Below are 25535 nucleotides of genomic sequence, written 5' to 3'. Positions count from 1 at the left end.
CCTGAAGAAGCCCATGCAAGGTGGGGATCTCTACATTAAAAGCACTATGTAGCCGCAACTCAACCCGTCAATTCCGGGGCTTAAGTAGCGGTTTGTCCTTGGTCTTAAGGTAAGGAGTACCACGCCGTGCATGCCATCAGCTTTATCCAGGACTTGGCAGTGATCATGCTGGTTGCGGGTGTGGTCACTATTCTTTTTCATCGCTTCAAGCAACCGGTCGTGCTCGGCTACATCGTCGCCGGCTTCATCATCGGCCCACACACCCCGCCGTTTGGCCTGATTCACGACGAAGTCACCATCAAGACCCTTGCCGAGCTAGGGGTGATCTTTCTGATGTTCTGCCTGGGCCTGGAGTTCAGCCTGCGCAAGTTGTTCAAGGTCGGGGCGACTGCGTTTATCGCGGCGTTCCTGGAAATCGTGCTGATGATCTGGATCGGCTTCGAGATCGGCCGCTGGTTTGGATGGAGCACCATGGACTCGTTGTTCCTCGGTGCGATTCTGGCGATTTCCTCGACCACCATCATCGTCAAGGCGCTCAATGACTTGAAGATGAAGAACGAACGCTTTGCCCAGCTGATCTTTGGTGTGCTGATCGTCGAGGATATCCTAGGCATCGGCATCATCGCCTTGCTCTCCGGAATAGCCGTCAGTGGTTCGGTGAGTTCCGGTGAGGTGTTCTCCACGGTCGGCAAGCTGTCGTTGTTCATGATCGTGGCGCTGGTCATTGGCATTTTGCTGGTGCCGCGGTTGCTGGCCTATGTGGCACGTTTCGAAAGCAACGAAATGCTGCTGATCACGGTACTGGGCCTGTGCTTCGGCTTTTGCTTGCTGGTGGTCAAACTCGAATACAGCATGGTGCTCGGCGCGTTCCTGATCGGTGCGATCATGGCCGAATCCCGCCAGCTGCTGAAAATTGAACGCTTGATCGAGCCGGTTCGCGACCTGTTCAGCGCTATCTTCTTTGTCGCCATTGGCATGATGATCGACCCTATGGTGCTGGTCGAATACGCCTGGCCAATTGTGGTCATCACCGTGGCAGTGGTGTTGGGCAAGATGCTGTCCTGCGGCATGGGGGCATTCATCGCCGGCAACGACGGGCGCACCTCGTTGCGCGTAGGCATGGGGCTGTCTCAAATCGGCGAGTTCTCGTTCATCATCGCCGCCTTGGGCATGACCCTGCAGGTAACCAGCGACTTCCTCTATCCGGTTGCGGTGGCTGTTTCGGCGATTACCACGCTGCTCACGCCTTACCTGATTCGTGGCGCCGACCCCTTGTCGCTCAAGCTTGCCAAGGTGGTGCCACGGCGTTTGGCACGGGTGCTGTCGTTGTATGGCGAGTGGTTGCGCAGCATTCAGCCACACGGGGAGGGGGCGCTACTGGCGTCGATGATCCGGCGCATTTTGCTGCAAGTGGGGGTGAACCTGGCGTTGGTGGTGGCGATCTTCTTCAGTGGCGGCTATTTCGCGGTGCGTATTGGTGAATACCTGGGCGAGTGGGTCAGCGATGTCGGCCAGCAGAAAGCATTGATCTGGGGCGCTGCGTTGCTGCTTTCGCTGCCGTTCCTGATTGCCGCGTACCGCAAGCTCAAAGCGCTGTCGATGTTGCTGGCAGAGATGGGCGTCAAACCGGAAATGGCCGGTCGTCATACCCAGCGAGTGCGTCGGGTGATCGCCGAGGTGATTCCGCTATTGTCGCTGCTGGTGATTTTTCTGCTGCTGTCGGCATTGTCGGCGAGCATTCTGCCCACCAATGAGTTGCTGATCTTGATCGTAGTGGTGGCGGCGGGAGTGGTTGCAGTGCTGTGGCGCTGGTTCATCCGCGTGCATACGCGCATGCAGATCGCGCTGTTGGAGACGCTGGATAATCATCAGGAGCATCACCGCTGACGCAGTGATTAAAGACGCTTCCCGCGCGGGACGATTCGTATGTCCGAGGGGATGGAGCGGTAGCGAAATCGCCACGCACAGGAAGGCATGGCGATTTTACGAACATTAATGGCTAAGAGCCATTAATTTGTGCGGATATTTCTCATTCAGCTTTCCAGCCAGACATCTCGGGCCCAGTGCCAGACCGATTCCCAGCTTTCCTCGGTGACGATTTCTTCCTCGCCAGACCACAGCACAACGGTGCCGTCTTCTTCGACGCAGTAGTAATCGTCGCCATCCTGGCAAATCGGGATCAGGTCGCGTGGCACACCCGCATCCCAGGCGTTTGCCGCGACCTCTGGCAGGTAAGTGTGCGACTGCGGATCGGTGACGGTGACCGGCTCCAGGCTGCCATAGACCACGTCGCTGACCGTCAGCAAGAACTCCTTGAAGACGAATGGAATGTTGATGAACAACTCTTCTTCGATTTCGACCAGTTGGTCTTCGTCCGGTAACTCAAGCGGCACGGGCACCGGCTCGTTGGCTTCTCGGAGCTGTTCGATGACTTCTTCCACGGTTCTATCCTCTAACCTTTACGACACGCTGCGCGTTATACCCTAGTAGCCTGCTGCGCTAAAAGCAAAACCCCGGGACGAGCCCGGGGTTTTTTGTGCAATGCCTTAAGATCAGCCGTTCTGGCGGATCCCGGCGACCAGCCAAGGCTGGTTTTCGCCCTGGGCGCGTTCCATGTTCCAGCTTTCGCTGAACACTTCGCCCTGGTCGAAGCGCGAGGTCTTCGATACACCGCTGAAGGTCAGGGTGGCGATGGTCTTGTCGGCGCGGTCATCGACGCCTTCAAGTTGCACGTCCAGGTTGTCGATGTAGGTGGACTGGAAGCCATCACCCAGATCAGCACGCTCCTGCTTGAGGAATTGCAGCATCTGCGGGGTGACGAATTCAGCGATCTTGTCCATTTCGTTGGCGTCCCAGTGCTGCTGCAGCGTCTGGAAGTGGTTACGGGCAGCGGCCAGGAAGTTCTGTTCGTTGAACCAGGCTGGAGCGTTGATCACCGGACGAGCGGCAGCAGCAGGTGCAGCGGAACCACCGAAGATCGACGGCTGGGCAGCAGGCTGGTGTGCTTCACGCTGGAACGGCGCGTGGCCGGCGGCGGCCATTTGTGGCTGCTGCTTGCGGCGACGGGCGGCGATGAAGCGGAACACCAGGAAGGCGATCAGCGCCATGATCAGGATGTCGAAGATCTGCATGCCATCGAAGCCATCGCCCATGAACATCGAGGCCAGCAGGCCACCGGCGGCGATACCGGCCAGAGGGCCGAGCCATTTCGAAGCGCCGCTGGCGGCTGCAGGTGCGCGACCTGGAGCGGTTGGCGAGGCAGCCGGAGTGGCGGGGGTAGCCTGGCGAGTCTGGTGGATTGGCGCGGCGCCCGAGCTTTTGCCGCCGCCCATGCGTTTAGCGGCACTGGCGTCGAGGCTCATCGTCAGACCGATGCACAGCGCCAGGGCGATGCTGAGAAAACGTTGCATAGAAGGGTATTCCCGTTTTGTGGATTGCACGCGCGTCATGTTGCACAGGTTGTAGGACACATGACCAGCGCCAAGATGTTTCCATCTTTATCTGTAGGAGCGGGCTTGCCCCGCGATGAAATGACATCGCGGGGCAAGCCCGCTCCTACAGACGCCGTCTACAGCGCTTCGAGCTTGGCATAGCCAAGCATCAGCCATTTGCTGCCTTCGGCAAAGTTGACCTGCACCCGCGCCTGGGCACCGGAGCCCTCGAAGTTGAGGATCACGCCTTCGCCAAACACCGCGTGCTGTACACGCTGGCCGAGGTTGAACGCGGTTTGCGGAATGTTTGCGTTGGCAAACAGGCTGCTGGTGTTTTGCTGCTGGCCAGAGCCGAACGGACGGCTGACGCTGTTGGACAAGCGGACTTCCTGAATCAGCCCCGCCGGAATCTCGCGTACGAATCGTGAAACCTTGTTGTAGGTTTCACTGCCATACAGGCGTCGGGTTTCGGCGTAGGTCATCACCAACTGCTGCATCGCCCGAGTGATGCCGACGTAGGCCAGCCTGCGCTCTTCCGCCAGGCGGCCCGGCTCTTCCAGGCTCATTTTGTGCGGGAACAGCCCTTCTTCCATGCCGACCAGGAACACATGGGGGAATTCCAGGCCTTTGGCGCTGTGCAGGGTCATCAGCTGGATGCTGTCTTCATGCTCGTCGGCCTGGGCATCACCGGCTTCCAGTGACGCATGGCCGAGGAACGCGGCCAGTGGAGACAGTTCGGCATCTTCTTCGCTGGATTCGAAGTTGCGCGCGGCGCTGACCAGTTCCTCAAGGTTTTCTACCCGCGCCTGACCCTTCTCACCTTTTTCTTCCTGGTGATAGATGATCAACCCGGACTGCTCGATGACGGTTTGGGTCATCAGATGCAGAGGCATGTCCATGACTTTCGCGGCGAGGTTTTCGATCAGCTCGATAAACGCTGCCAGGGCGCTGGCGGCACGGCCCTTGAGGGCCTTGTTGGCGATCAGCAGGCTCATCGATTCCCACATCGACACTTCGGCGTGTCGCGCGTGATCGCGGATGGCTTCGACGGTTTTCTCGCCAATGCCACGCGGAGGGACGTTGATGACCCGCTCCAGCGCCGCGTCATTACCGCGACCTTCAAGCAGGCGCAGGTAGGCCATGGCATTTTTGATTTCTGCCCGTTCGAAGAAGCGCTGGCCGCCATAGATGCGGTAGGGAATGCGTTCGCGCAGCAAGGCTTCTTCCAGCACTCGCGATTGGGCGTTGGAACGGTACAGGATGGCAATGTCGCTGCGTGCCAGGCCGGTTTTCAGCACGCTTTCGATGGTTTCCACCACGTAGCGCGCTTCATCGTGCTCGTTGAACGCGGCGTACAGGCTCAGCGGCTCACCGTCGCCGCCGTCGGTCCATAGCTCCTTGCCGAGGCGATCGCTGTTGTTGGCGATCAAGGCGTTGGCCGCTTTGAGGATGCCGGCGGTGGAGCGATAGTTCTGCTCCAGACGAATCATTTCGGCGTCGGGGAAGTCGGCGCTGTACTGGTGGATGTTCTCGATCTTGGCGCCGCGCCAGCCGTAAATCGACTGGTCGTCATCGCCGACCACCATCAGGCTGTCGCCGCCTTTGCACAGCAGGCGCAACCAGGCGTACTGCACGGCGTTGGTATCCTGGAATTCGTCTACCAGTACATGGCGGAAACGCCGTTGGTAGTGTTCCAGCAGGCCCGGGTGATCACGCCACAGGTCCAGGGCGCGCAACAGCAGTTCGGAGAAGTCGATGACCCCGGCGCGCTGACAGGCTGCCTCGTAAGCTTCATAGATGCTGCGCATGGTGCCCAGGTACAGGTCACCGCTGGCCTGGATATGTTGCGGGCGCAGTCCTTCGTCTTTCTGCCCATTGATGAACCATTGCGCCTGGCGCGCGGGCCAGCGTTGTTCATCGAGGCCTAGCTCGCGGATTACCCGCTTGACCAGGCGTTGCTGGTCATCGCTGTCGAGAATCTGGAAATTCTGGTTCAGCCCGGCTTCTTGCCAGTGCGCACGCAACAGGCGGTGAGCCAGGCCGTGGAAGGTACCCACCCACATCCCCGCTGGGTTGATGCCCATCAGTTGCTCGATACGCTGGCGCATTTCGGCGGCAGCCTTGTTGGTGAAGGTCACCGACAGGATCGAGTGCGGCGAGGCCTGTTCGACCTGGATCAACCAGGCGATACGGTGCACAAGCACGCGGGTTTTGCCGGAGCCAGCACCAGCCAGGACCAACTGACGACCGACGGGGGCCGCTACGGCCTGGCGTTGGGCGTCGTTGAGGGAGTTCAACAGGAGAGAGAGATCATCGCGCATCCGGCCATTTTAGGGGCGCAATCAACCCTTGGGCAAACATACAGTAGAAAAAGTTAAGCCCCACGACCACCCGGTCACCGTGCCGCAGCCCAAGGCCTGCGCGCTTGAGCGCTTTTCGTCGGAAATCCGCTAGCAGAATTAATGATCCAGAGCAGTTTGGCGCAGGCCTTTGCTTGTGTATGCTCCGTGCACGTTTAGGGCTAACCATTACAAGAACACTGCCTATGACCACTGGTGTGAGCTCCGTTGGCGTTCCATTGCAGACGCGCGGGGGTATCCGTAAGCAATTCGCGACGCAACTGGCGGTAGAGCGTACCCGCTTGCTCTATCAAGGCTCGTTGCTGCCCACCTTATTCATGCTGCTCACCGGTTTGGTCTGTGCCTGGTTGCTGTGGAGCCCGGCGCGCTACCTGCAAGTCAGTGTCTGGGTGGTGTGGTTGATGGCGCTGGTGGCCCTGCGGGTTATTCAGGTTGCTGCTTTTGATTCGGCCATGCCCGAACGCCAGGCCAAGCCGACCTGGTGGCGAATGTTTCTATTAGGCTCGGCGTTCAGTGGCCTGACCCTGGCCAGTGCAGCGATTGCCTTGGTCCCTGTGGACAACTTCACCCAGCAAGCGTGGGTATTCGGCTTGCTTGGGGTGGCGACCCTGTCTGCCAGCATCGCCTATGCCGTCAGCCTGCCTGCGTTCCTCAGTTTTACCCTACCGTGCCTGCTACCCCCTATCGCCTTTCTGTTCTGGACGGGCGACGAGCAGCAACAGGGGTGGGGCTGGCTCGGGCTGATTCTGCTGGGCGCTTTGCTGGTGGTGGCATGGCAGGTCAACCGACTGATCGAGGCAGGCTTGCTCAAACGCTTTCAGAATCAGGCGCTGATCGAACACCTGCAGGCTGCACAGCGGCGCAGCGAACGCCTCAACCAGGCGCTGGCCGGCGAAGTTGAGCAGCGGCGACTTATAGAAGAACAGCTGCGAGAGGCCCAGGCCGGCCTTGAGTCACGGGTCGAAGAGCGCGGGCGGGCGCTGGACCACGCCAATCACGCCCTCAGTGCAAGCGAGCAACGCCTGGCGTTGGCTCTGCAAGCCAGTGAGCTGGGGATGTGGGATTGGAACCTGGAGACGGATGAAATTCACCACACCCAGCTGCACACCCTGTTCGGCCTTGAGCAGACCCAGGTACGTAGCGTGCGCAATGACCTCAAGCCTCGGTTGCACCCGGATGATCTGCCGGTGTTGCGGCGCACCCTGGTCGAGCACCTTAAAGGGCGCAGCGAGGATTATCGGGTTGAGTACCGTGTGCGCCACAACCAGGGACACTGGTGCTGGGTCGAAGACCGCGGGCGGGCCGTGGAGCACGATGCCAGCGGCAAGGTAGTGCGCATGCTCGGTACGCGTCGCGATGTTTCTGCCCAGAAGGCCTATGAAGAACAGCAACGGTTGGCAGCGACCGTGTTCGAAGCCGCCAGCGAGGGCATTGCCATTCTCAGCCCGGACTTCGAACTGCTGGCCGTCAATCAGGCGTACTGCGAAGTCACCGGTTACTGCCGCGAAGAATTACTGGGGCGTGATGCCCTGGAGCTGCCTTGCAGCCGGGATGCCCGGCGGCACAGCATGGCCATTGACCAGGCACTGGACCAGCAGGGGCGCTGGCAGGGCGAACTGGTTGAAGCGCGCAAGAATGGAGAGCTGTACCCGCAATGGCTACAGCTCAATGGTGTACGGGATGCGCGAGGCAACATCAGCAATATCGTCGGCTTTTTCACCGACTTGTCGGCACGTCGGGAGTCGGAAGAGCGTTTACGCTACCTGGCACATTATGACGAACTCACCGGGCTGGCCAACCGTGCACTGTTTCGCCTGCGCCTGCATGAGGCCGGGCAGCGAGTACGGCTTAATGGCCGCAGCCTGGCATTGCTGCACATCGATCTAGACCGCTTCAAGCTACTCAATGAAAGCCTGGGCCATGAACTGGCGGATGAGTTGCTCAAGAAAATGGCCCAGCGTATCGCCAGCGCGCTGCCTGAAGCTGACACTGTCGCGCGCCTGTCCGGTGACGAGTTTGCCGTGCTGTTCGACGGTTACAACAACCTCTCCAGCCTGGTACGGGTGACCACACGCCTGCTCGACAAACTGCGCGTGCCGCAGCGCCTGGGTGGCCATGAAGTGGTGATCAGTGCCTCGGTGGGCATCAGTGTGTTGTCCGATGCCACGTTCGATCTCAATGCCTTGGTCAGCCAGGCCGATATGGCCAAGCAACACGCCAAGCACTTGGGCGGTGACAGCTTCCAGTTTTATACCGAGAGCCTGCGGGCAAGCACGCTCGAGCGCCTGCAACTGGAAAATCATTTACGCAAAGCCATCGAAGAGCGCCAGTTGCTGGTGTATTACCAGCCCAAGTTGTGCCTGCGCCATGGTCAGTTGTTGGCCGCTGAAGCGTTGGTGCGCTGGCAGCATCCGGAGTGGGGCATGGTGCCGCCGGGTGAGTTCATTGGCCTGGCCGAAGAAACCGGGTTGATCGCACCGATTGGTGAATTTGTCCTGCGCCAGGCCTGCTGGCAGGCCTGTGAATGGCAGCGGCAAGGGCTGGCGCCGATCCGTGTTTCGGTGAACCTGTCGGTGTATCAGCTGCGTCAAGGCAAGCTGGTCAGCCTGGTGCGCCAGGTGCTGGAGGAAAGTGGCCTGGCGCCGCACCTGTTGGAACTGGAACTGACCGAGAGCCAGTTACTCGACAGTGTCGAGCACATCATCACCACCTTTGAGCAACTGCATGAACTGGGGGTCAAGCTGGCGATTGATGATTTTGGTACGGGCTATTCATCACTCAGCTACCTCAAGCGCTTCCCGGTGGACTACGTGAAAATCGATCAGGCCTTTGTTCGTGGCCTGCATGAAGGCAGTGAAGATGCCGCGATTACCCGGGCGATCATCGCCATGGCCAAGAGCCTGGAGCTGAAAGTCGTGGCCGAAGGTGTGGAAACCCAGGAGCAACTGGCACTGCTGCGCGAGCAGGGGTGTGATGAAGTGCAGGGTTACTTGATCAGCAAGCCGGTGGATGCCACTGCCTTCGGCAATCTGCTGGCATCCAGCATGACCCGCTTCTGCGGGTAGCAGGCCGTGTACGGGCACAGGCCTGCCAGTGCAAACATCAGTCGGGTTTGACGACTTCAAAGAGGGTGGCAATTTCCGCACGCTCATGGAGTATTCTCACATGAACAAGTTTGGGTTGATTGCCTGGGATGTCGATTACTTCGAAACAGACCTCTTTATCGGTCTTCACTTGGATGAACGTGCCTGCCTCTTGCTCGAGTTTGAGATCTAGAGGTTCGCTACCGTCTCTTCTGAGTTTCCTGCCTTTCACCAGTGTCGGCTTAATGCCTGGGTGGGCGACAGTAACGGTGCCACGCACCGTGACGCGCATATCGTCGCTGCCTGATATCGGGTCTACTTGATAACGCCAGTCCTTGGTCTCGATCGTCATAACGTAATGCCTCAATTGTGTGTCGCAACACAGGTTGCAGGCTCACCAGTGGAGCTGAACGGCCTTCAACCGTTGCGGATACTCCCTTGGCGAGCTGGCAGACCGTACGCGAGCGCAGGCCTGCCAGTGCAGGGTCACTTGGTAATGATGACTTCTGTGACGGTGGTCAGCAGCTTGCCTTCATGAAAGATGTTCACCCAGGGGATATTGCTGTGATCGCCGAGCATCTCGAAGCAGGCTTCTTGATCGGTGATCACCTGAACGGTGAGGCCTGACTCCTGCTCAAGCTTGAGCTCCAGATTCAGGGCAAAGGATTTGTCCTGAATTCTGGCCTTCTCCAGTGTCGCCTTGATGCCTGGATTGGCGACAGTGACGGTGCCGCGCACCTTGAAGCTGTTGCCATCGACGCCTGGCATCAGATTATGGTGAATACGCCAGTCCTTGGATGAGATCATCATGTCTTGTTTCCTCGATAGTGGGTCGCAACACAGGTTGCAGCCCCATCTTGTTGTTACCGAGGTTGGCAGTGGAGTTGGAAAACCTTCAGCCGTGCCACATGCTCCCTTGGCGTCCCAGCAGGCTATGAGCCTGGTCGGGCCCGTTGGAGCCCGCAGGGTAGGGCTTGGGCGCCTGAAAGTACTCTTGCCAGCCGGTGAGGATCGGGTCGATCCAGGCCCACGCCGCTTCCACCTCGTCACGGCGCATAAACAGCGTCGAGTCGCCGTCGAGGACATCCAGCAACAGGCGCTCGTAAGCGTCCCAGCGGCGCGTCTGGCCAAACACTTGGGCAAGGTTCAGGTTCAGTTCCACCGGCTCCAGACGCATGCCTTTGCCGGGGGACTTGGTCATCATCTGCAGGCTGATGCGCTCGTCGGGCTGTAGCTGAATCAGCAGCTGGTTGGCCTGGTCGCCGTCGAACAGGCGATGGGGAACGGGCTTGAACTGAATGACGATTTGCGACGTGCGCTTGGCCAGACGCTTGCCGGTGCGCAGGTAGAACGGCACGCCGGCCCAGCGCCAGTTGTCGATGTGTGCTTCTACGGCGACGAAGGTTTCAGTATCGCTGTCGTTGTCGACATCTTTCTCGAAGTAGTACGCAGGAACTTCCTGGCCGCCGATCTTGCCCGCGCTGTATTGCCCGCGCACAGTTTTGTCCTGCACATCCTGGCCGCAAATGGGTTTGAGCGCCTTGAGGATTTTTACCTTTTCATCGCGCACCGCTTCGGCCTCGAACTGCGCGGGTGGCTCCATGGCGACCAGGCAGAGCAGTTGCAGCAAGTGGTTCTGCAGCATGTCGCGGGTAGCACCTGCACGATCGTAGTAGGCACCACGGTTTTCCACGCCCAGGGTTTCGCAAACGCTGATTTGCACGTGCTCGACCTGACTGTTACGCCACACCGGCTCCAGCAGGGCATTGGCAAAGCGCAGGGCCATGAGGTTCTGCACGGTCTCCTTGCCGAGGTAGTGATCGATGCGAAACACCTGCGACTCGTCGAATACCGCACCGATCGCCTGGTTGATTGCAGTGGCAGAGTCCAGCGAATGGCCAATCGGCTTTTCCAGGACGATACGCGCTTCGCTGTCAGCCAGACCGGCCACTTTCAGGTGGTTGGCGATCGGCACGAAGAGGTTCGGCGCGGTCGCCAGGTAGTACACCCGTGTCAAACCACCGGCTTCCCCGAGATAGCGTGCCAGGCGCCCGAAGTCGGCGCTTTGCGCGGCATCCATGGAGAAGTAGTCCAAGCGGGCAGAGAAGCGCGCCCAGACGTCTTCGTCGAAGTCGTTGCGGGCAATCTGGGCGCGGCAACGGCGTTCAGCGAGCTTGAGATATTCGCTGCGTGGCAGGTTGCGCCGGGCCAGCGCAATGATCCGCACGGCAATGTGCAGACGACCCTCGCGATACAGGTGGTAGAGCGCCGGAAGCAGTTTATGCAAGGCCAGATCACCGGTGCCGCCGAACACCATAATGTCGCAGGGGATAGTCAATACCACCACTCTCCTAGTTGGTTTAGCTGGGCGGGTCGCCGGTCATGTAGTATAACTACAAGAAAGCTACAACCCGGTCAGTCGATCATAACCGAGTCCTGCCCTTGAATCTGTTGCAACACATCGCCCAGTCGCGCCATCTGTTACGCAAATCGGAACTGAAAGTTGCCGATCACGTGCTGCTGGATCCCGCAGCCGTCATGCACAGCTCCATGGCCGATCTTGCCCACAGCGTTGGTATCAGCGAGCCGACCATCGTGCGCTTTTGCCGAGCCATCGGATGTTCAGGGTTCCAGGACCTCAAGCTGAAGCTGGCCCAGAGCCTGGCGGCCGGTGCCAGCTTCGGCCAGTTCGCCATCCATGAAGACGACTCCGTCGCCGACTACAGCCTGAAAATCTTCGATACAACATTGCATACCCTGATGGAGGTGCGTGAGCATCTTGACCCTCAGGCCTTGCAGCGTGCGGTGTCGGCCATGGCTCAGGCTCAGCGCGTCGAATTCTATGGCTTTGGTGCTTCCGGCGCGGTGGCTGCGGATGCGCAGCACAAGTTTTTCCGCTTGCTGCTCACGGCGGCGGCGTACTCTGACCCGCACATGCAGGCGATGTCGGCCGTGACCCTCAAGCCAGGCGATGTGGCGATCTGCATTTCCCAGTCAGGGCGCTCCAAAGACCTGCTGATCACCGCCAACCTGGTGCGTGAGAGCGGTGCCACGTTGATCACCCTGTGCCCGAGCCAGACCCCACTGGCCGAGCTGTCGAGCGTCAACCTGGCCATCGACGTGCATGAAGACACGGAAATCTACACGCCGCTGACCTCGCGTATTGCCCACCTGGTGGTGATCGATGTGCTGGCGATGGGGGTGGCGATGGCCCGTGGTCCAAGCCTGGTCAACCACCTCAAGAGCGTCAAGCGCAGCTTGCGCAGCCTGCGACTGTCGCCCAAATCAATCAAAGCGATGGACGACTGACCTCCGTAGGAGCGGGCTTGCCCCGCGATGCGACGTGTCTGAAAGATCGCTATCGCGGGGCAAGCCCGCTCCTACAACAATCGTTTCATTGATTTGTCATTGGCGCGCCGCCAAACCGTAACGCCACGTAGTCAGGCTGAAACTCCCGCACTCGATCAGGGAGATAGGCAATGGCTCGTGAATTCGATGGCTCGTATCAACCCACCGTCAAATCCCGTAAGCAGCAGGAGAAGGATCAGCGTCGCATGGAGTTCCGACGCGCGATCGAAAGCTACTCCGAGCAACGCCGCTTATTGCAGGAAATTGCCGATTACCCCGATTTGCAGGCCATCAGTGTGTGGCAGGTATCGGCGGCAAGCTCCCCGAAAAACGCTCAACAAGTGCGCTAATTTGCGTACGTTCGCTGCGGATGAATGCAAGAAAGGCCAAGGCCACCGGCGATTGCCGCTTGGCCTTGGACTGCACCACGCACCAACTGCGGTACAGCGGAAGTTCTTCGACCGGTAACTCGCGCAACACGCCCGTGGCCAGTTCCAGGTTCAGGGCGTGGCGGGTGAGCAGGGCAATGCCCAGCCCGGCAATCACGCACTCGCGCTGGGCATCGGCGGAGGCCACCTCAAGCGTCTGGGTAAAGTGCACACGCTTGTCCTTGAAGTACTCCTCGCACGCTTTACGCGTTCCCGAGCCTTGCTCGCGAACCAGCAGGGTATGCGGTTCCAAGTCCTGAAGGCGCAGCGTCTCCAGCTTGCACAGCGGATGATTGGGCGGTGCCACGGCTACAATCGGGTTGTTGAGGAAGGGCAGAAATTCCAGGCCCATGTCCTGAGGCACCATGGACATGATGATCAGGTCGTCGCGATTGTCGGAAAGACGACGGATAGCCTGGGCCCGGTTGACCACCGTGAGGGTAAGATTGACCTCTGGGTGCAGGCGTTTGAAGGCGGCGAACAGGTGTGGAACGAAGTATTTGGCGCTCGACTCGACCGCCAGCTTCAGCTGCCCTTGCAGCGAGCCCTGCATGTCGGAAAGCTGCATGTCGAGGCTTTCCAGGCGGCCGAAGATGTCGCGGCTGGCACGCTGAAGGGCTTCGGCAGCTTCGGTCAGGTAGAGTTTTTTGCCGACGTATTCAAACAGCGGTTGGCCCACCAATTCTTCAAGCTGGCGGATCTGTAGACTAACGGCGGGTTGCGTCAGGTTCATCTCCTCGGCCGCCCGGCTGTAGGAACGCAAATCACAGACCTCATTGAAGATCTGCAATTGACGCAATGTCATACGCATCAATGACTTACGCATTTTTTTCTTATCTCGGCAAAACCTTGTAACAGCACTATAAGCTTTTGCTAATGCACACCCTAATAAATATTGATTTTTGTTTATCAAGAGACAGCGCTAGGGTAAAGATGCGACTGGCCAGCGACGATTGGTCACGCGCCGACCGGCTTTGCCGACTCGTTTGTTCTAGCGGCCTTGGGAATACTCCAGTGATAAAAAAGATCCTGATCGCCAACCGTGGTGAAATTGCTGTTCGGATCGTGCGTGCCTGCGCCGAGATGGGCATTCGCTCCGTGGCGATCTACTCCGACGCCGACCGCCACGCCTTGCACGTGAAACGTGCGGATGAGGCCCACAGCATTGGTGCCGAGCCCCTGGCCGGCTACCTGAACCCGCGCAAGCTGGTGAACCTGGCAGTGGAAACCGGTTGTGATGCGCTGCACCCGGGTTATGGTTTTCTGTCGGAGAACGCTGAACTTGCCGACATCTGCGCTGAGCGTGGCATCAAGTTTATCGGCCCTGCCGCCGAAGTCATTCGCCGCATGGGTGACAAGACTGAAGCCCGTCGCAGCATGATCAAAGCCGGTGTACCGGTCACCCCGGGCACTGAAGGCAACGTTGCCGACATTCATGAGGCGCTTGAGGAAGGTGACCGCATCGGTTACCCGGTCATGCTCAAGGCCACCTCCGGTGGTGGCGGCCGCGGTATTCGTCGCTGCAACAGCCGTGATGAGCTGGAACAAGCTTTCCCACGAGTGATTTCCGAGGCCACCAAAGCCTTTGGTTCGGCGGAAGTCTTCCTGGAAAAATGCATCGTCAACCCGAAACACATCGAGGCGCAGATCCTCGGTGACAGCTTCGGCAACGTGGTGCACCTGTTCGAGCGTGACTGCTCGATCCAGCGCCGCAACCAGAAGCTGATTGAGATCGCCCCAAGCCCGCAACTGACCCCCGAACAGCGCGCCTACATCGGTGACCTGTCGGTGCGCGCAGCCAAGGCTGTGGGTTACGAGAACGCCGGTACCGTGGAGTTCCTGCTCGCCGATGGCGAGGTGTACTTCATGGAAATGAACACCCGGGTGCAGGTGGAACACACCATCACCGAAGAAATCACCGGTATCGACATTGTTCGTGAGCAGATCCGCATTGCCTCGGGCCTGCCACTGTCGGTCAAGCAAGAAGACATCCAGCACCGCGGTTTCGCCCTGCAGTTCCGGATCAATGCTGAAGACCCGAAAAACAACTTCCTGCCAAGTTTCGGCAAGATCACCCGTTACTACGCACCCGGCGGCCCTGGCGTGCGTACCGACACGGCGATCTACACCGGCTACACCATTCCACCGTTCTATGACTCCATGTGCCTGAAACTGGTGGTCTGGGCGCTGACCTGGGAAGAAGCCATGGACCGTGGTCTGCGGGCCCTGGACGACATGCGCGTACAAGGGGTGAAAACCACCGCCGCCTACTACCAGGAAATCCTGCGCAATCCGGAATTCCGCAGCGGTCAGTTCAATACCAGCTTCGTTGAAAGCCATCCGGAACTGACCAACTACTCGATCAAGCGCAAACCCGAAGAGCTGGCCCTGGCCATCGCTGCCGCCATTGCCGCCCACGCAGGCCTGTGAGGAATCCCATAATGTCCAAGAAAATCTTTGTAACCGACACAATCCTGCGCGACGCTCACCAGTCCCTGCTGGCCACCCGCATGCGTACCGAAGACATGCTGCCGATCTGCGACAAGCTCGACAAGGTCGGCTACTGGTCGCTGGAAGTCTGGGGTGGTGCGACCTTCGACGCCTGTGTGCGCTTCCTCAAGGAAGACCCGTGGGAGCGTCTGCGCAAACTGCGTGCGGCACTGCCTAACACCCGTCTGCAAATGCTGCTGCGCGGGCAGAACCTGCTCGGCTACCGCCACTACAGCGACGACGTGGTCAAAGCCTTCGTGGCCAAGGCTGCGGTCAACGGTATCGACGTGTTCCGTATCTTCGATGCGATGAACGACGTGCGTAACCTGCGCGTGGCGATCGAAGCGGTCAAAGCTGCCGGCAAACACGCCCAGGGCACCATCGCTTACACCACTAGCCCCGTGCACACCATCGATGCGTTTGTGGCCCAGGCCAAGCAGATGGAAGCCATGGGTTGCGACTCGGTGGCGATCAAAGACATGGCCGGCCTGTTGACGCCGTTCGCCACAGGTGAACTGGTCAAGGCACTGAAAGCCGAGCAATCGCTGCCGGTGTTCATCCACTCCCACGACACTGCCGGTCTGGCTGCCATGTGCCAGCTCAAGGCGGTCGAGAACGGTGCCGACCACATCGATACCGCGATCTCCAGCTTTGCCTGGGGTACCAGCCATCCAGGTACCGAATCGATGGTTGCGGCGCTCAAGGGCAGTGAGTTCGACACCGGCCTGGACCTGGAGCTGCTGCAGGAAATCGGCCTGTACTTCTACGCCGTACGCAAGAAGTACCACCAGTTCGAAAGCGAATTCACCTCCGTCGATACCCGTGTGCAAGTCAACCAGGTACCGGGCGGCATGATTTCCAACCTGGCCAACCAGCTCAAAGAGCAGGGCGCACTCAATCGCATGAACGAAGTGCTGGCGGAAATCCCACGGGTGCGTGAAGACCTCGGCTTCCCGCCACTGGTCACCCCGACTTCGCAAATCGTCGGCACCCAGGCGTTCTTCAACGTGCTGGCCGGTGAGCGCTACAAAACCATCACCAACGAGGTGAAGCTGTACCTGCAAGGTGGTTATGGCAAGGCGCCGGGCGTGGTCAACGAGAACCTGCGCCGCCAGGCCATCGGCAGCGAAGAAGTGATCGACGTGCGCCCGGCCGACCTGCTCAAGCCGGAAATGACCAAGCTGCGTAACGACATCGGCAGCCTGGCCCGGTCTGAAGAAGACGTGCTGACCTTCGCCATGTTCCCGGACATCGGGCGCAAGTTCCTTGAAGAGCGCGAAGCCGGAACCCTGACCCCTGAAGTGCTACTGCCGATTCCGGAAGCCGGTGCCGTGGCCTCGGCCAGCGGTGAAGGCGTACCGACCGAGTTCGTCATCGACGTACACGGTGAAACCTACCGCGTCGACATCACCGGTGTTGGCGTCAAGGCTGAAGGCAAGCGTCACTTCTACCTGTCGATTGATGGCATGCCGGAAGAAGTGGTGTTCGAGCCGCTCAACGAATTCGTCGGCGGTGGCAGCAGCAAGCGCAAGCAGGCCAGTGCACCGGGCCATGTCAGCACCACCATGCCGGGCAACATCGTCGATGTGCTGGTCAAGGAAGGTGACGTGGTCAAGGCCGGCCAGGCGGTGCTGATTACCGAAGCCATGAAGATGGAGACCGAAGTTCAGGCGGACATCGCCGGTAAGGTCACCGCCATTCACGTGGCCAAGGGCGACCGGGTCAACCCGGGTGAAATCCTGATCGAGATCGAGGGCTGATTCTCAAGCCCTCATCTACAAGCGGTTAACCTCTGGGGGGCGTATGCTCCCCTTTTTTTTTTGCGGTGGGATCAATTGTCTTGCACCACCTGTAGGAGCGGGCTTGTCCCGCGATTGCAGTTTGTCTGTCTGACCGCATCGCGGGGCAAGCCCGCTCCTACCGGGTTCAAAGGCCTCGGCATGCCTCTAGTGAATGCACTTGGCCTTGCGGTTGTTGATTCTTTGCCGACAACCAACGCTCAAACCCCAGCGCAATGGCCGGCCACTCGTCATCGGTAATAGAGAACCACGCCGTGTCGCGGTTGCGGTCTTTGATGACCATATGTTTGCGAAACACCCCTTCAAAGTGGAAACCGAAGCGCTCAGCCGCCCTTTTCGAGCGGGCGTTGTCGTTGTTGCACTTCCATTCCAGACGCCGGTTGCCCAGCTCGAAGGCCAGCTTGCCCAACAGGTACACCGCTTCGGTGCCGCGGGGTGTGCGCTGCATGGCGGCGCCAAAGGCGATGTGGCCGATTTCGATACGGCCCTGGTCAGGCACGATCGACATCAGGCTGAGGATGCCTTGGGTCTGGCCGCTGGCACTGTCGATGACGCTGTAAAACAACGGATCGCTACTGGCTGCATTGCTGTCGAGCCAATGGTCGAAGTCTTCGCGTTCGGTGAAGGGGCCATAGGCCAGGTAGTCCCAGAGTTTCGGGTCGGCATCGGGGCCTTGGAACACTTGCCACAGGTCCTCGCGGTCACGCCGCGGGTCGAGCTTCTCCAGGCGGATGAAGCGGCCAACCAATGGGGTAGGTTGCGGGCGTTTTGCCGGATGCCAGTGCAACGTTGTACTCATATGAGGGCTCCTGGACTTACAACGGTTTGCGGAACTGGATGAAGCCAGGCCGCTCAGCGACTTGCTCATAGAGGCTGATGGCCGTGGCGTTGGTTTCATGGGTCAACCAGTGAACCTTGGCGCAGCCAGCTTCCTTCGCCGTAGCGTAGACGTATTCGATCAACTGGCGACCGACACCAAGGCCACGCAGTTCGCTCTGTACATAGAGGTCCTGCAGGTAGCAGGAATTCTCGATGCTCCAGTTGGAGCGATGATAGATCCAGTGAACCATGCCCACCGCCTTGCCATCGACCCAGGCCAGAGCGGCATTGGTCGGCTCCGCCGGGTCGAGCATGCGCTGCCAGGCGACAGTGGTCACCTCATCGGCAAGACGGGTTTCGTAGAAGCGTAGATAAGCCTGCCACAGGGGCAGCCAGGCGCTATGGTCGTTGGCGGTAACCGGGCGGATAGTGACGGCAGTCATGGGGCGGTTCCTTCAAGGTTGGCGCATCAATGCGCTCAGTTGGTTATCCAGTGGATCAGGGCTGTTGGCCAGGCCGGTGCGGACACCCTCGATGTCGAGGGGGGAACGGTTCTGGCTGAGCTTGCGGGTGCCTTGCAGGCGCTCAATGGGCAGCGCGAAGCCGACGATGGCCTTGAGCATCCCGGCCATGTAATCGGCGGGTGCTTCGTCCACCGACCACGGCTTGGCCTGGCCTTGTTCGTGGTGGTCGCTCAGGCGTCGGACAATGTCCAGCAGGCGCTCGGCATCGTGGTACACCTCGGCTTTGCCCCAGGCATGCACGGCCAGGTAGTTCCAGGTTGGTACAGTGCGCGGGTTCTGTGCCTTGCTGGGGTAATAGCCGGCACTGACATAGGCATCGGGCCCGGCAAATATCACCAGCGCTTCGGCGCCGTTGGCCAGCTCCTGCCATTGCCGATTGGCGCGGGCAAAGTGACCGTACAGGGTGCCGTTGCTGCCTTCGCTGCGGTCCAGCAACAGCGGCAGGTGGCTAGCCTGCAGGCCTTGTTCACCCTGGGTTACCAGAACGGCCAGGCGCGTCTGCTCAATCTGCTGATGCAGTTGGCTGAGGTCGGTTTCCTTGTAGTGCGACGGTGTGAACATAGGGATTGTCCTTGGCGAATGGCTCAATCCTAGGCAGGCTATTGGTCTATGGTAAGAGCCATTTAAAGCTAATTTGATAGGTCCATTGTCATGAGCGAGCATCCTCTCACGCTGCAATTCGACCCTGCGGGTATCGTCCTTGATCGGCGCCAGGGGCTCAGCCGTCAGCTCTATCAGGCATTACGCATGCGCGTTCTGGATGGTCGATTGAGTAGCGGCACGCGCTTGCCGGCCACGCGCGAAATGGCCAGTGCTTTGTCGCTGTCACGTAACAGTGTGGTGCGTGCCTATGACCAGTTGTACGCCGAGGGCTTTATCGAAAGCCGGGTCGGTGACGGGACCTATGTCAGTCAGCTGCCAAAACTATCCACAAAAGTATCCACAGGGTTATCCCGGGGTTTTTCCACAGCCTTATCCACAAAAATGGCTTCTGATACTGTTGATTTGTCCAGTAAAGTTATCCACAAAGGCCCGTTGAGTCGCCTGCAAAGCAATCATTTACCCGCCCCGAAAAGCGGGTCGCCGCGTGCATTTCGTGTCGGTTTGCCGGCGCTCGATCTGTTTCCTTTCGAGGTCTGGGCCAAGCTGCAGGCGGGTTTTTGGCGTAATCCGGAACTTGCGGCTCTGGGCTACGGAGACCCTGCGGGTGAGCCGCAACTTCGTGAGTTGATTGCTGCCTATCTTCGTCGATCTCGCGGGCTTTCCTGCAGGGCTGAGCAAATTGTGATCACCAGTGGTGCGCAGCAAGCGATCAGCCTTTGTGCACAGCTGCTGTTGCAGCCAGGCGAGATCGCTGCTGTGGAAAACCCTGGCTACAGAGCCGCCGCCCACAGTTTTACCCTGACGGGGGCACGGGTTGTGGGAGTGGCTGTGGACCAGGAGGGATTCGATTGCTCTGCGTTGCAGGCCCTTGCGACGTGCCGTCTTGCCTATGTAACGCCAGCTCATCAGTATCCACTTGGCGTGACCATGTCGCTTGCGCGGCGCCTGGCCTTGCTGGACTGGGCTCAGCGCAACGATGGTTGGATCATCGAAGACGACTATGACGGCGAATATCGCTACAACGGTGCCCCCTTGGCACCGCTTGCAGCGCTGGATGGCAATGGTCGGGTGTTGTACGTCGGAACCTTCGGCAAGATTGCCTTTCCAGCCCTGAGGCTGGGCTATCTTGTGCTGCCGCCAGGCCTGGTCGAGGCATTTTCCCAAGGTCGGGCATTGGCGGTAAGGCACTCGGAAATTGGCACCCAACGGGTCATGGCGCAGTTCATGGCTCAGGGTCACTTTCAGCGTCATATCCGGCGCATGCGCCGTGCGGCACTGGCCCGGCGCAACGCGTTGATAAGCGCTTGGCCAGCCGGTAAAGACGGTATCAAACCGCTGCCGGATATCGACGCCGGGCTGCATGTCACGGTAGAAGTCGAGAGTATTGAGCGGGAGCGGCAGTTGATTGCACAGGCCGCGCAGGTGGGGGTGGAAATCACCCCGCTGAGTGACTTTTCGATGCCGGACCTACAAGGGCAGTTGGCGCCGCGGGCAGGTTTGGTCATGGGCTTTGCCTCAGTGCCTGAAGGTTCAGTGATAAGCGCACTGGAGGCATTATCCAAAGTATGGAGGTAATGGCGTTCAATGTTTTGCCGGGCATGACCGGCATTGCTCTTGTCCATCCTGGCAAAAGGACAAGATGGCGGCGTATCAATAAGCAGTTTCACTGCTGAATGGTGATACGCCCCCATTATCGATTGGGTGACGTATCACCCAGGCGCCAGATTACCGGGCTGTTGGCTGAGCGTTCTGGAAGCCTTCCAGCACGTTGACCGCGTTGATGCCGATTTCCTCGACCGCGTAGCCACCTTCCATCACGAACAGCGTCGGTTTACCCAGGCGAGCGATGCGTTCGCCCATTTTCAGGTAGTCGGGGCTGTCCAGTTTGAACTGCGAGATCGGATCGTCTTTGAAAGTATCCACCCCGAGCGAGACCACTATTATCTCCGCCCCAAAGTCAGCAATGCGCTCGCAGGCTTGATCCAATGCGTTACCCCACGTCTGCCAGTCACTGCCTGCCGGCAGCGGATAGTTGACGTTGTAACCCAGGCCTTCACCTTCACCCTGTTCGTCGGCATAACCGAGGAAAAACGGAAACTCGGCTTGTGGATCGCCGTGAATCGAGGCGAAGAACACATCGTTGCGCTGGTAGAAAATCTCCTGGGTGCCGTTGCCGTGGTGGTAGTCCACATCAAGGATGGCGACTTTGCGGCGGCCTTGGTCGATAAACGCCTGAGCGGCAATCGCCGCGTTGTTCAGGTAGCAGTAACCGCCCATGACATCGCTGGCGGCGTGGTGTCCTGGTGGGCGGCACAGTGCAAAGGCGCTGTGGGCACCGGCTTGCACGGCAGCCTGAGCGGTGAGTGCTACTTGCGCGGCACTGTATGCGGCCTGCCATGTGCCCGCCGTGATGGGCGCGCCGGCATCGAAGCTGTAATAACCCAGTTCGCCGTGCAGGTGAGTTGGCTTAACGCCACGCAACGTGCGTGCCGGCCAGGTGTAGGGCAGCAGGTCACCGTCGTGGCCGAGGCTGGCCCAACGCTGCCAGGCGCCTTCGAAAAAGTTCAGGTAGTCGGCGCTGTGCACGCGTAGGAGGGGCGCACGGCCAAAGTCTACCGGGCCTTGAACCGGGCCCAGTTCGCGCGTTTTTACCCGCTCCAGTACATGATCCGCGCGCGAAGGCATTTCGAAGCACGGCATCAATTGCCCGTCGATCAGCTCGCAGCGGCCGTGGTGCAGGCGATGGTCATCAGAGTAAATGGTCAGCATTTTTTTGTTTTCCACAGTCACAGGCAGGGGTCCATTGTTGATGGATCGGCCTGGGTTCAGAACGGCGGAAACGGCCAAAAGGGGATCGATATGGCCAGATTGCTGGTCCGGATATCGCCCTGGGTGGATGCGCGGCGCGCTATTTATGCGCGGAAATGACTGGGCGCCACACCGCTCCAGCGTAAAAACGCATGGCGAAAGCTGGCGGTTTCGCTAAAGCCCAAGGCTTCGGCAATTTGATAGATCGGCAGCTGGTCTTCAGCCAGCAATTGTTTGGCCCGCTCAAAGCGCAGCTCATCGAGCAATTGCTGATAGCTGCTGCCCAGCTCCTGCAAATGGCGGCGCAACGTACGTGAAGAGCAGTTCATCTGTTTGGCCAGGCCTTCCAGGCCGGGTGCGGCGTCCAGTTGCTCGAGCAGTAACTGGCGGATGCGCCCCAGCCAGGCCTGACGCCCGGTGAACTCAAGGTTCTGTCGACGGCAACGTTCGCTCATGGCCCGGTGGGTGATCTGGTCGGCCAACGGTAAGGGTTTGTCTAGCCAGTGGCGCTCGAAAGCAAAAGCGTTGTCGTTGGCTTCGAATTGCAACGGGCAATTGAAGGTGTCGGCATACAGCGCTTGATAGTCTGGTGCGGCATGGACAAAGCGTGTCGCCAGCAGCGGCAATGACTGCCCGAGCAAGTCGTCGCAAATGACTTTCAAGGAGGTCAGGCAGAACTCGGCATTGAACGCGGCCAACTGCGGGACTTCGCGATAGTTGCTGGCGCTGAACCAGATGCGCTCGCCGTCGTCGATCAGGCGCAGTTGAAAAAGTGTTCCCAGTAGCGCCGGGTACTGCATGGCCAGGCGCAAAGCGTCACCTAAGGTGGCACTGGAGAGCAGGGCGTAACCGAGCATGCCGTAGCAGGAAACATGCATGCGCCGACCCAGCTCCAGGCCCACTTCACGACGCCGCGCTACCGCGTTGGCGCAGACCAACAACTCCTGGCGCGTGGTAATGCGCAGGTCGGCGCGGCCCATGTCCTCGGGGCTTATACCGCTACCGTCGAGCAGCGCTGCTGCCTCTACGCCGTCATTTTTGAAGGCTTGTAGAATCAGCGACACGGCGTTGAGGGTCGTGAGGTGCGAGTGGAGCATGGTGGGCTTCCTGCTGAAGGGCTACCTGCAAGCCAGCAATATGCGTGCCTTGCCGGGTCAGCGCAGTTCCCCGCAGAGGTCTTGTTCAATCAGCTGGCGTACTTCGGGCAGCGGTAAACCGGCGCCGAGTAGCAACTGCAATTTGCCGAATGCCGCCTCACGGGTCATTCCACCGCCAGACAAAACCCCGGCCTGGCGCAGTCGGCTGCCCGCTTCATACACATCCAGCTCAACCCCGCCTTCATGGCACTGGGTGATCGCAACCACCACCACGCCTTTGGCCTGCGCCTGAGCCAGCGCATCGAGGAATTCGGTGTCGTCGGCCGGGCCAGTACCGCTGCCGAAACACTCCAGAACCAAACCCTGCACACCGCTGGCGAGCACTGCTTGCAACAGGCGCGCGTCGAATCCCGGAACCAGCGGCAAGACTGCAACCTTGGCGGTTTGTTTGGGGTGGCGATAGTCCAGCTCGGGCGCTAATGCTTGCACGCTGGGTGCACCACCGGCGCGTTTGAGGGGGACGAAAGGGTGGCGGCCGAAGCTGCGCACCTTGGCGGTGCGATGCGGGGCGAGCAGTTCCCCATGAAAGTACAGCTGCACCCCTGGGGCGATTCCGCGCTTGAGTGCCTGCAGGGCTCCGACCAGGTTCTCCCAGGCATCGCTGTCGGCGACTCCGGCGGGCAGCATCGAGCCGGTAAACAGTACCGGTGCTTGCAGGCCAAGCAACTGAAAGCTCATGGCGGCCGCGCTGTAGGCGAGGGTATCGGTGCCGTGCAGAATCAGCACGCCATCGCAGCCTTGCTCGTCGACCGCTTCGATGACCGCCTCACGCAAGCGCTGCCAGTATTGAGGTGTCATGTTGGCGCTGTCGATCAATGGCTGCATTTCGCGAAACCGCCACGACGGGATATCGGCAACCCCATCAAGTTGCTCGCGCATCCGCTGCTCGAAGCCGGAAGCCGGCGCCAGGCCATGAGCACTCGCCTGCATGCCGATGGTGCCACCGGTGTACAGCACCATGATGGTGCGGGCGGTATGTGCGGTTGGCATCGGGCGGTCTCCGTGGTCGGCTTATAGTTAGCTGCCCACTATACGCCACCGGGTAGGCGCGGGCTTGCCCCGCGATGCGATGTGACTGATAGACCGTGATCGCGGGGCAAGCCCACTCCTACGGGTTTTCACAGGCATAAAAAAAGGGCCCGGGGTATCAACCCTGGGCCCTCAAAAGGTGAGAGGTGTCTAGTCCCTCGACCTGGTGAGCGGTGTTACAGCATCCGTTACGCTTTCAGCGGAACCAGACGCGGAGCAATCATGTTTTCCGGACGCAGGATGTCGTTGAGCATCTCTTCGTCCAGCAGGCCTTCCTCGCGGACCAGTTCCAGCACACCACGGCCACTTTCCAGGGCGATGGCGGCGATACGGGTGGCGTTTTCGTAGCCGATGTACGGGTTCAGCGCAGTAACCAGGCCGATCGAGTGTTCGACCAGTTCACGGCAGCGCTGTTCGTTGGCGGTGATGCCGACGATGCAGTGCTCGCGCAGCATGTCCATGGCGCGTTGCAGCAGGCGGATCGAGTCGAAGATCTTGTAGGCGATCAGCGGCTCCATAACGTTCAACTGCAGCTGGCCACCTTCGGCGGCGACGGTCAGGGCCAGGTCGTTGCCCATGATGGCGAAGGCCACTTGGTTGACCGCTTCCGGGATAACCGGGTTGACCTTGCCTGGCATGATCGAGCTGCCTGGCTGACGTGCTGGCAGGTTGATCTCGTTGATGCCGGTACGCGGGCCGCTGGATAGCAGGCGCAGGTCGTTACAGATCTTCGACAGCTTGACCGCAGTACGCTTGAGCATGCCGGAGAACAGGACGAAGGCGCCCATGTCGGAGGTTGCTTCGATCAGGTCGGCAGCCGGTACCAGCGGTTGACCGCTGATGGTTGCCAGGCGTTGTACGGCCAGGGCCTGGTAGCCAGGGTCGGCGTTGATGCCGGTGCCGATCGCGGTACCACCGAGGTTGATTTCGGTCAGCAGTTCCGGTGCCAGCGAGCGCAGGCGCTGCAGGTCTTCGGTCATGGTGGTGGCGAAGGCGCGGAATTCTTGACCGAGGGTCATCGGTACGGCGTCTTGCAGCTGGGTACGGCCCATCTTCAGGACGTGGTCGAACTCTTTACCTTTGGCAGCGAAGGCCTGGATCAGGCTGTCGAGGCTAGCCAGCAGGGCGTCGTGACCCAGCAGCAGACCCAGACGGATCGCGGTCGGGTAGGCGTCGTTGGTCGACTGCGCCATGTTCACGTCGTTGTTCGGGTGCAGGTATTTGTATTCGCCTTTCTGGTGGCCCATGGCCTCCAGCGCGATGTTGGCGATAACTTCGTTGGCGTTCATGTTGGTAGAAGTACCAGCACCGCCTTGAATCATGTCGACCACGAACTGCTCGTGGAAGTCACCGCGGATCAGACGGGCGCAAGCCTCGCTGATGGCGGCGTGCTTGGCATCGCTCAGGTGACCCAGCTCACGGTTGGCGTCGGCAGCTGCTTGCTTGACCATGGCCAGGGCCACGACCAGCTTCGGGTAGTGCGACAGCGGAACACCGGAGAGGTGGAAGTTGTTGGCAGCGCGCAGGGTCTGGATGCCGTAGTAGGCATCAGCTGGGACTTCAAGGGTGCCAAGCAGGTCTTTTTCAACGCGGAACGATGCAGCAGCGGACATGATAAATATCATCTCGAGTTTGGCCCGGCACATGCCGGAATGG

General features: G+C 59.7%; 21 protein-coding genes. 7 read left to right on the top strand and 14 right to left on the bottom strand.

Annotated features, from left to right (window positions below):
• The first annotated feature begins 126 nt into the window (after window positions 1-126).
• A complete protein-coding gene (locus tag ACVWSC_RS28795) occupies window positions 127-1887 on the top strand; it encodes a cation:proton antiporter (protein WP_442110974.1) in 1761 nt (586 codons plus the stop codon).
• 146 nt (window positions 1888-2033) lie between these two features.
• Here the strand turns inward: ACVWSC_RS28795 and ACVWSC_RS28790 are convergent, their stop codons facing one another.
• From ACVWSC_RS28790 to uvrD, 3 genes are all read right to left on the bottom strand, one after another.
• Window positions 2034-2441: an SMI1/KNR4 family protein gene (locus ACVWSC_RS28790; RefSeq protein WP_038616029.1), complete on the bottom strand. Its 408-nt coding sequence runs from the start codon at window positions 2439-2441 to the stop codon at window positions 2034-2036.
• Window positions 2442-2552: 111 nt separating this feature from the next.
• Window positions 2553-3410 (bottom strand): TIM44-like domain-containing protein, encoded by an 858-nt coding sequence (locus tag ACVWSC_RS28785; protein WP_442110972.1) that lies wholly within the window; start codon window positions 3408-3410, stop codon window positions 2553-2555.
• Between the two features lie 158 nt (window positions 3411-3568).
• Window positions 3569-5752, bottom strand: coding sequence for a DNA helicase II (uvrD, locus tag ACVWSC_RS28780; protein ID WP_442110970.1), 2184 nt, complete (start codon window positions 5750-5752; stop codon window positions 3569-3571).
• A 224-nt stretch (window positions 5753-5976) separates the two neighbouring features.
• On the opposite strand from uvrD, the gene ACVWSC_RS28775 reads away from it, so the two are divergent.
• Complete coding sequence (locus ACVWSC_RS28775; protein WP_442110968.1) at window positions 5977-8856, top strand: putative bifunctional diguanylate cyclase/phosphodiesterase; 2880 nt, start codon at window positions 5977-5979, stop codon at window positions 8854-8856.
• 37 nt (window positions 8857-8893) lie between these two features.
• Here ACVWSC_RS28775 and ACVWSC_RS28770 read toward each other — a convergent pair whose 3' ends face one another.
• From ACVWSC_RS28770 to zwf, 3 genes are all read right to left on the bottom strand, one after another.
• On the bottom strand, window positions 8894-9226 hold the full coding sequence (locus ACVWSC_RS28770; protein ID WP_442110967.1) for a hypothetical protein: 333 nt from the start codon (window positions 9224-9226) through the stop codon (window positions 8894-8896).
• Window positions 9227-9360: 134 nt separating this feature from the next.
• Window positions 9361-9684 (bottom strand): hypothetical protein, encoded by a 324-nt coding sequence (locus ACVWSC_RS28765; protein ID WP_442110965.1) that lies wholly within the window; start codon window positions 9682-9684, stop codon window positions 9361-9363.
• 85 nt (window positions 9685-9769) lie between these two features.
• Window positions 9770-11212 carry a glucose-6-phosphate dehydrogenase gene (gene zwf, locus ACVWSC_RS28760; RefSeq protein ID WP_442110963.1) on the bottom strand — a complete coding sequence of 481 codons (1443 nt, stop codon included), beginning with the start codon at window positions 11210-11212 and terminating at the stop codon, window positions 9770-9772.
• Between the two features lie 104 nt (window positions 11213-11316).
• Here zwf and hexR point away from each other — a divergent pair, with 104 nt between their 5' ends.
• A complete protein-coding gene (gene hexR, locus ACVWSC_RS28755) occupies window positions 11317-12183 on the top strand; it encodes a transcriptional regulator HexR (RefSeq protein WP_442110961.1) in 867 nt (288 codons plus the stop codon).
• A 170-nt stretch (window positions 12184-12353) separates the two neighbouring features.
• Window positions 12354-12572 carry a PA3496 family putative envelope integrity protein gene (locus ACVWSC_RS28750; RefSeq protein WP_442110959.1) on the top strand — a complete coding sequence of 73 codons (219 nt, stop codon included), beginning with the start codon at window positions 12354-12356 and terminating at the stop codon, window positions 12570-12572.
• Here ACVWSC_RS28750 and ACVWSC_RS28745 read toward each other — a convergent pair.
• Window positions 12514-13476, bottom strand: a complete 963-nt coding sequence (locus ACVWSC_RS28745; protein ID WP_442110957.1) for a LysR family transcriptional regulator — start codon at window positions 13474-13476, stop codon at window positions 12514-12516. The two genes, ACVWSC_RS28750 and ACVWSC_RS28745, sit on opposite strands and share 59 nt — an antisense overlap.
• Before the next feature lie 188 nt (window positions 13477-13664).
• Here ACVWSC_RS28745 and ACVWSC_RS28740 point away from each other — a divergent pair, with 188 nt between their 5' ends.
• The gene (locus ACVWSC_RS28740; RefSeq protein WP_133213701.1) at window positions 13665-15080 is read left to right on the top strand and encodes an acetyl-CoA carboxylase biotin carboxylase subunit; all 1416 of its coding nucleotides are present in this window, start codon (window positions 13665-13667) and stop codon (window positions 15078-15080) included.
• An 11-nt stretch (window positions 15081-15091) separates the two neighbouring features.
• A complete protein-coding gene (gene oadA / locus ACVWSC_RS28735; protein ID WP_442110954.1) occupies window positions 15092-16900 on the top strand; it encodes a sodium-extruding oxaloacetate decarboxylase subunit alpha in 1809 nt (602 codons plus the stop codon).
• A 166-nt stretch (window positions 16901-17066) separates the two neighbouring features.
• On the opposite strand, the gene ACVWSC_RS28730 is transcribed toward oadA, so the two are convergent.
• Genes ACVWSC_RS28730 through ACVWSC_RS28720 form a run of 3 tightly spaced genes read right to left on the bottom strand, consistent with a single transcriptional unit; the run spans window position 17067 to window position 18843 of the window.
• A complete protein-coding gene (locus ACVWSC_RS28730) occupies window positions 17067-17738 on the bottom strand; it encodes a GNAT family N-acetyltransferase (protein WP_442110952.1) in 672 nt (223 codons plus the stop codon).
• Window positions 17739-17754: 16 nt separating this feature from the next.
• Window positions 17755-18201: a GNAT family N-acetyltransferase gene (locus ACVWSC_RS28725; protein WP_442110950.1), complete on the bottom strand. Its 447-nt coding sequence runs from the start codon at window positions 18199-18201 to the stop codon at window positions 17755-17757.
• Window positions 18202-18213: 12 nt separating this feature from the next.
• Window positions 18214-18843 (bottom strand): FMN-binding negative transcriptional regulator, encoded by a 630-nt coding sequence (locus ACVWSC_RS28720; protein ID WP_442110948.1) that lies wholly within the window; start codon window positions 18841-18843, stop codon window positions 18214-18216.
• 90 nt (window positions 18844-18933) lie between these two features.
• On the opposite strand from ACVWSC_RS28720, the gene pdxR reads away from it, so the two are divergent.
• Window positions 18934-20460, top strand: a complete 1527-nt coding sequence (gene pdxR / locus ACVWSC_RS28715; RefSeq protein ID WP_442110947.1) for a MocR-like pyridoxine biosynthesis transcription factor PdxR — start codon at window positions 18934-18936, stop codon at window positions 20458-20460.
• A 150-nt stretch (window positions 20461-20610) separates the two neighbouring features.
• On the opposite strand, the gene ACVWSC_RS28710 is transcribed toward pdxR, so the two are convergent.
• The 4 genes from ACVWSC_RS28710 to aspA all read right to left on the bottom strand — a co-directional run bounded on the left by ACVWSC_RS28710 (window position 20611) and on the right by aspA (window position 25492).
• Window positions 20611-21654: a histone deacetylase family protein gene (locus ACVWSC_RS28710; protein WP_442110945.1), complete on the bottom strand. Its 1044-nt coding sequence runs from the start codon at window positions 21652-21654 to the stop codon at window positions 20611-20613.
• A gap of 143 nt (window positions 21655-21797) precedes the next feature.
• On the bottom strand, window positions 21798-22790 hold the full coding sequence (locus tag ACVWSC_RS28705; RefSeq protein WP_442110943.1) for an AraC family transcriptional regulator: 993 nt from the start codon (window positions 22788-22790) through the stop codon (window positions 21798-21800).
• A 57-nt stretch (window positions 22791-22847) separates the two neighbouring features.
• Window positions 22848-23840, bottom strand: coding sequence for an asparaginase (locus ACVWSC_RS28700; RefSeq protein ID WP_442110941.1), 993 nt, complete (start codon window positions 23838-23840; stop codon window positions 22848-22850).
• Between the two features lie 227 nt (window positions 23841-24067).
• Window positions 24068-25492 (bottom strand): aspartate ammonia-lyase, encoded by a 1425-nt coding sequence (aspA, locus tag ACVWSC_RS28695; RefSeq protein WP_442110939.1) that lies wholly within the window; start codon window positions 25490-25492, stop codon window positions 24068-24070.
• Between the last annotated feature and the right edge of the window lie 43 nt (window positions 25493-25535).

Source organism: Pseudomonas sp. NUPR-002, from assembly GCF_056322725.1.
Note: the sequence above shows the minus strand (reverse complement) of the source record. Positions and strands in the feature narration are given on the sequence as shown.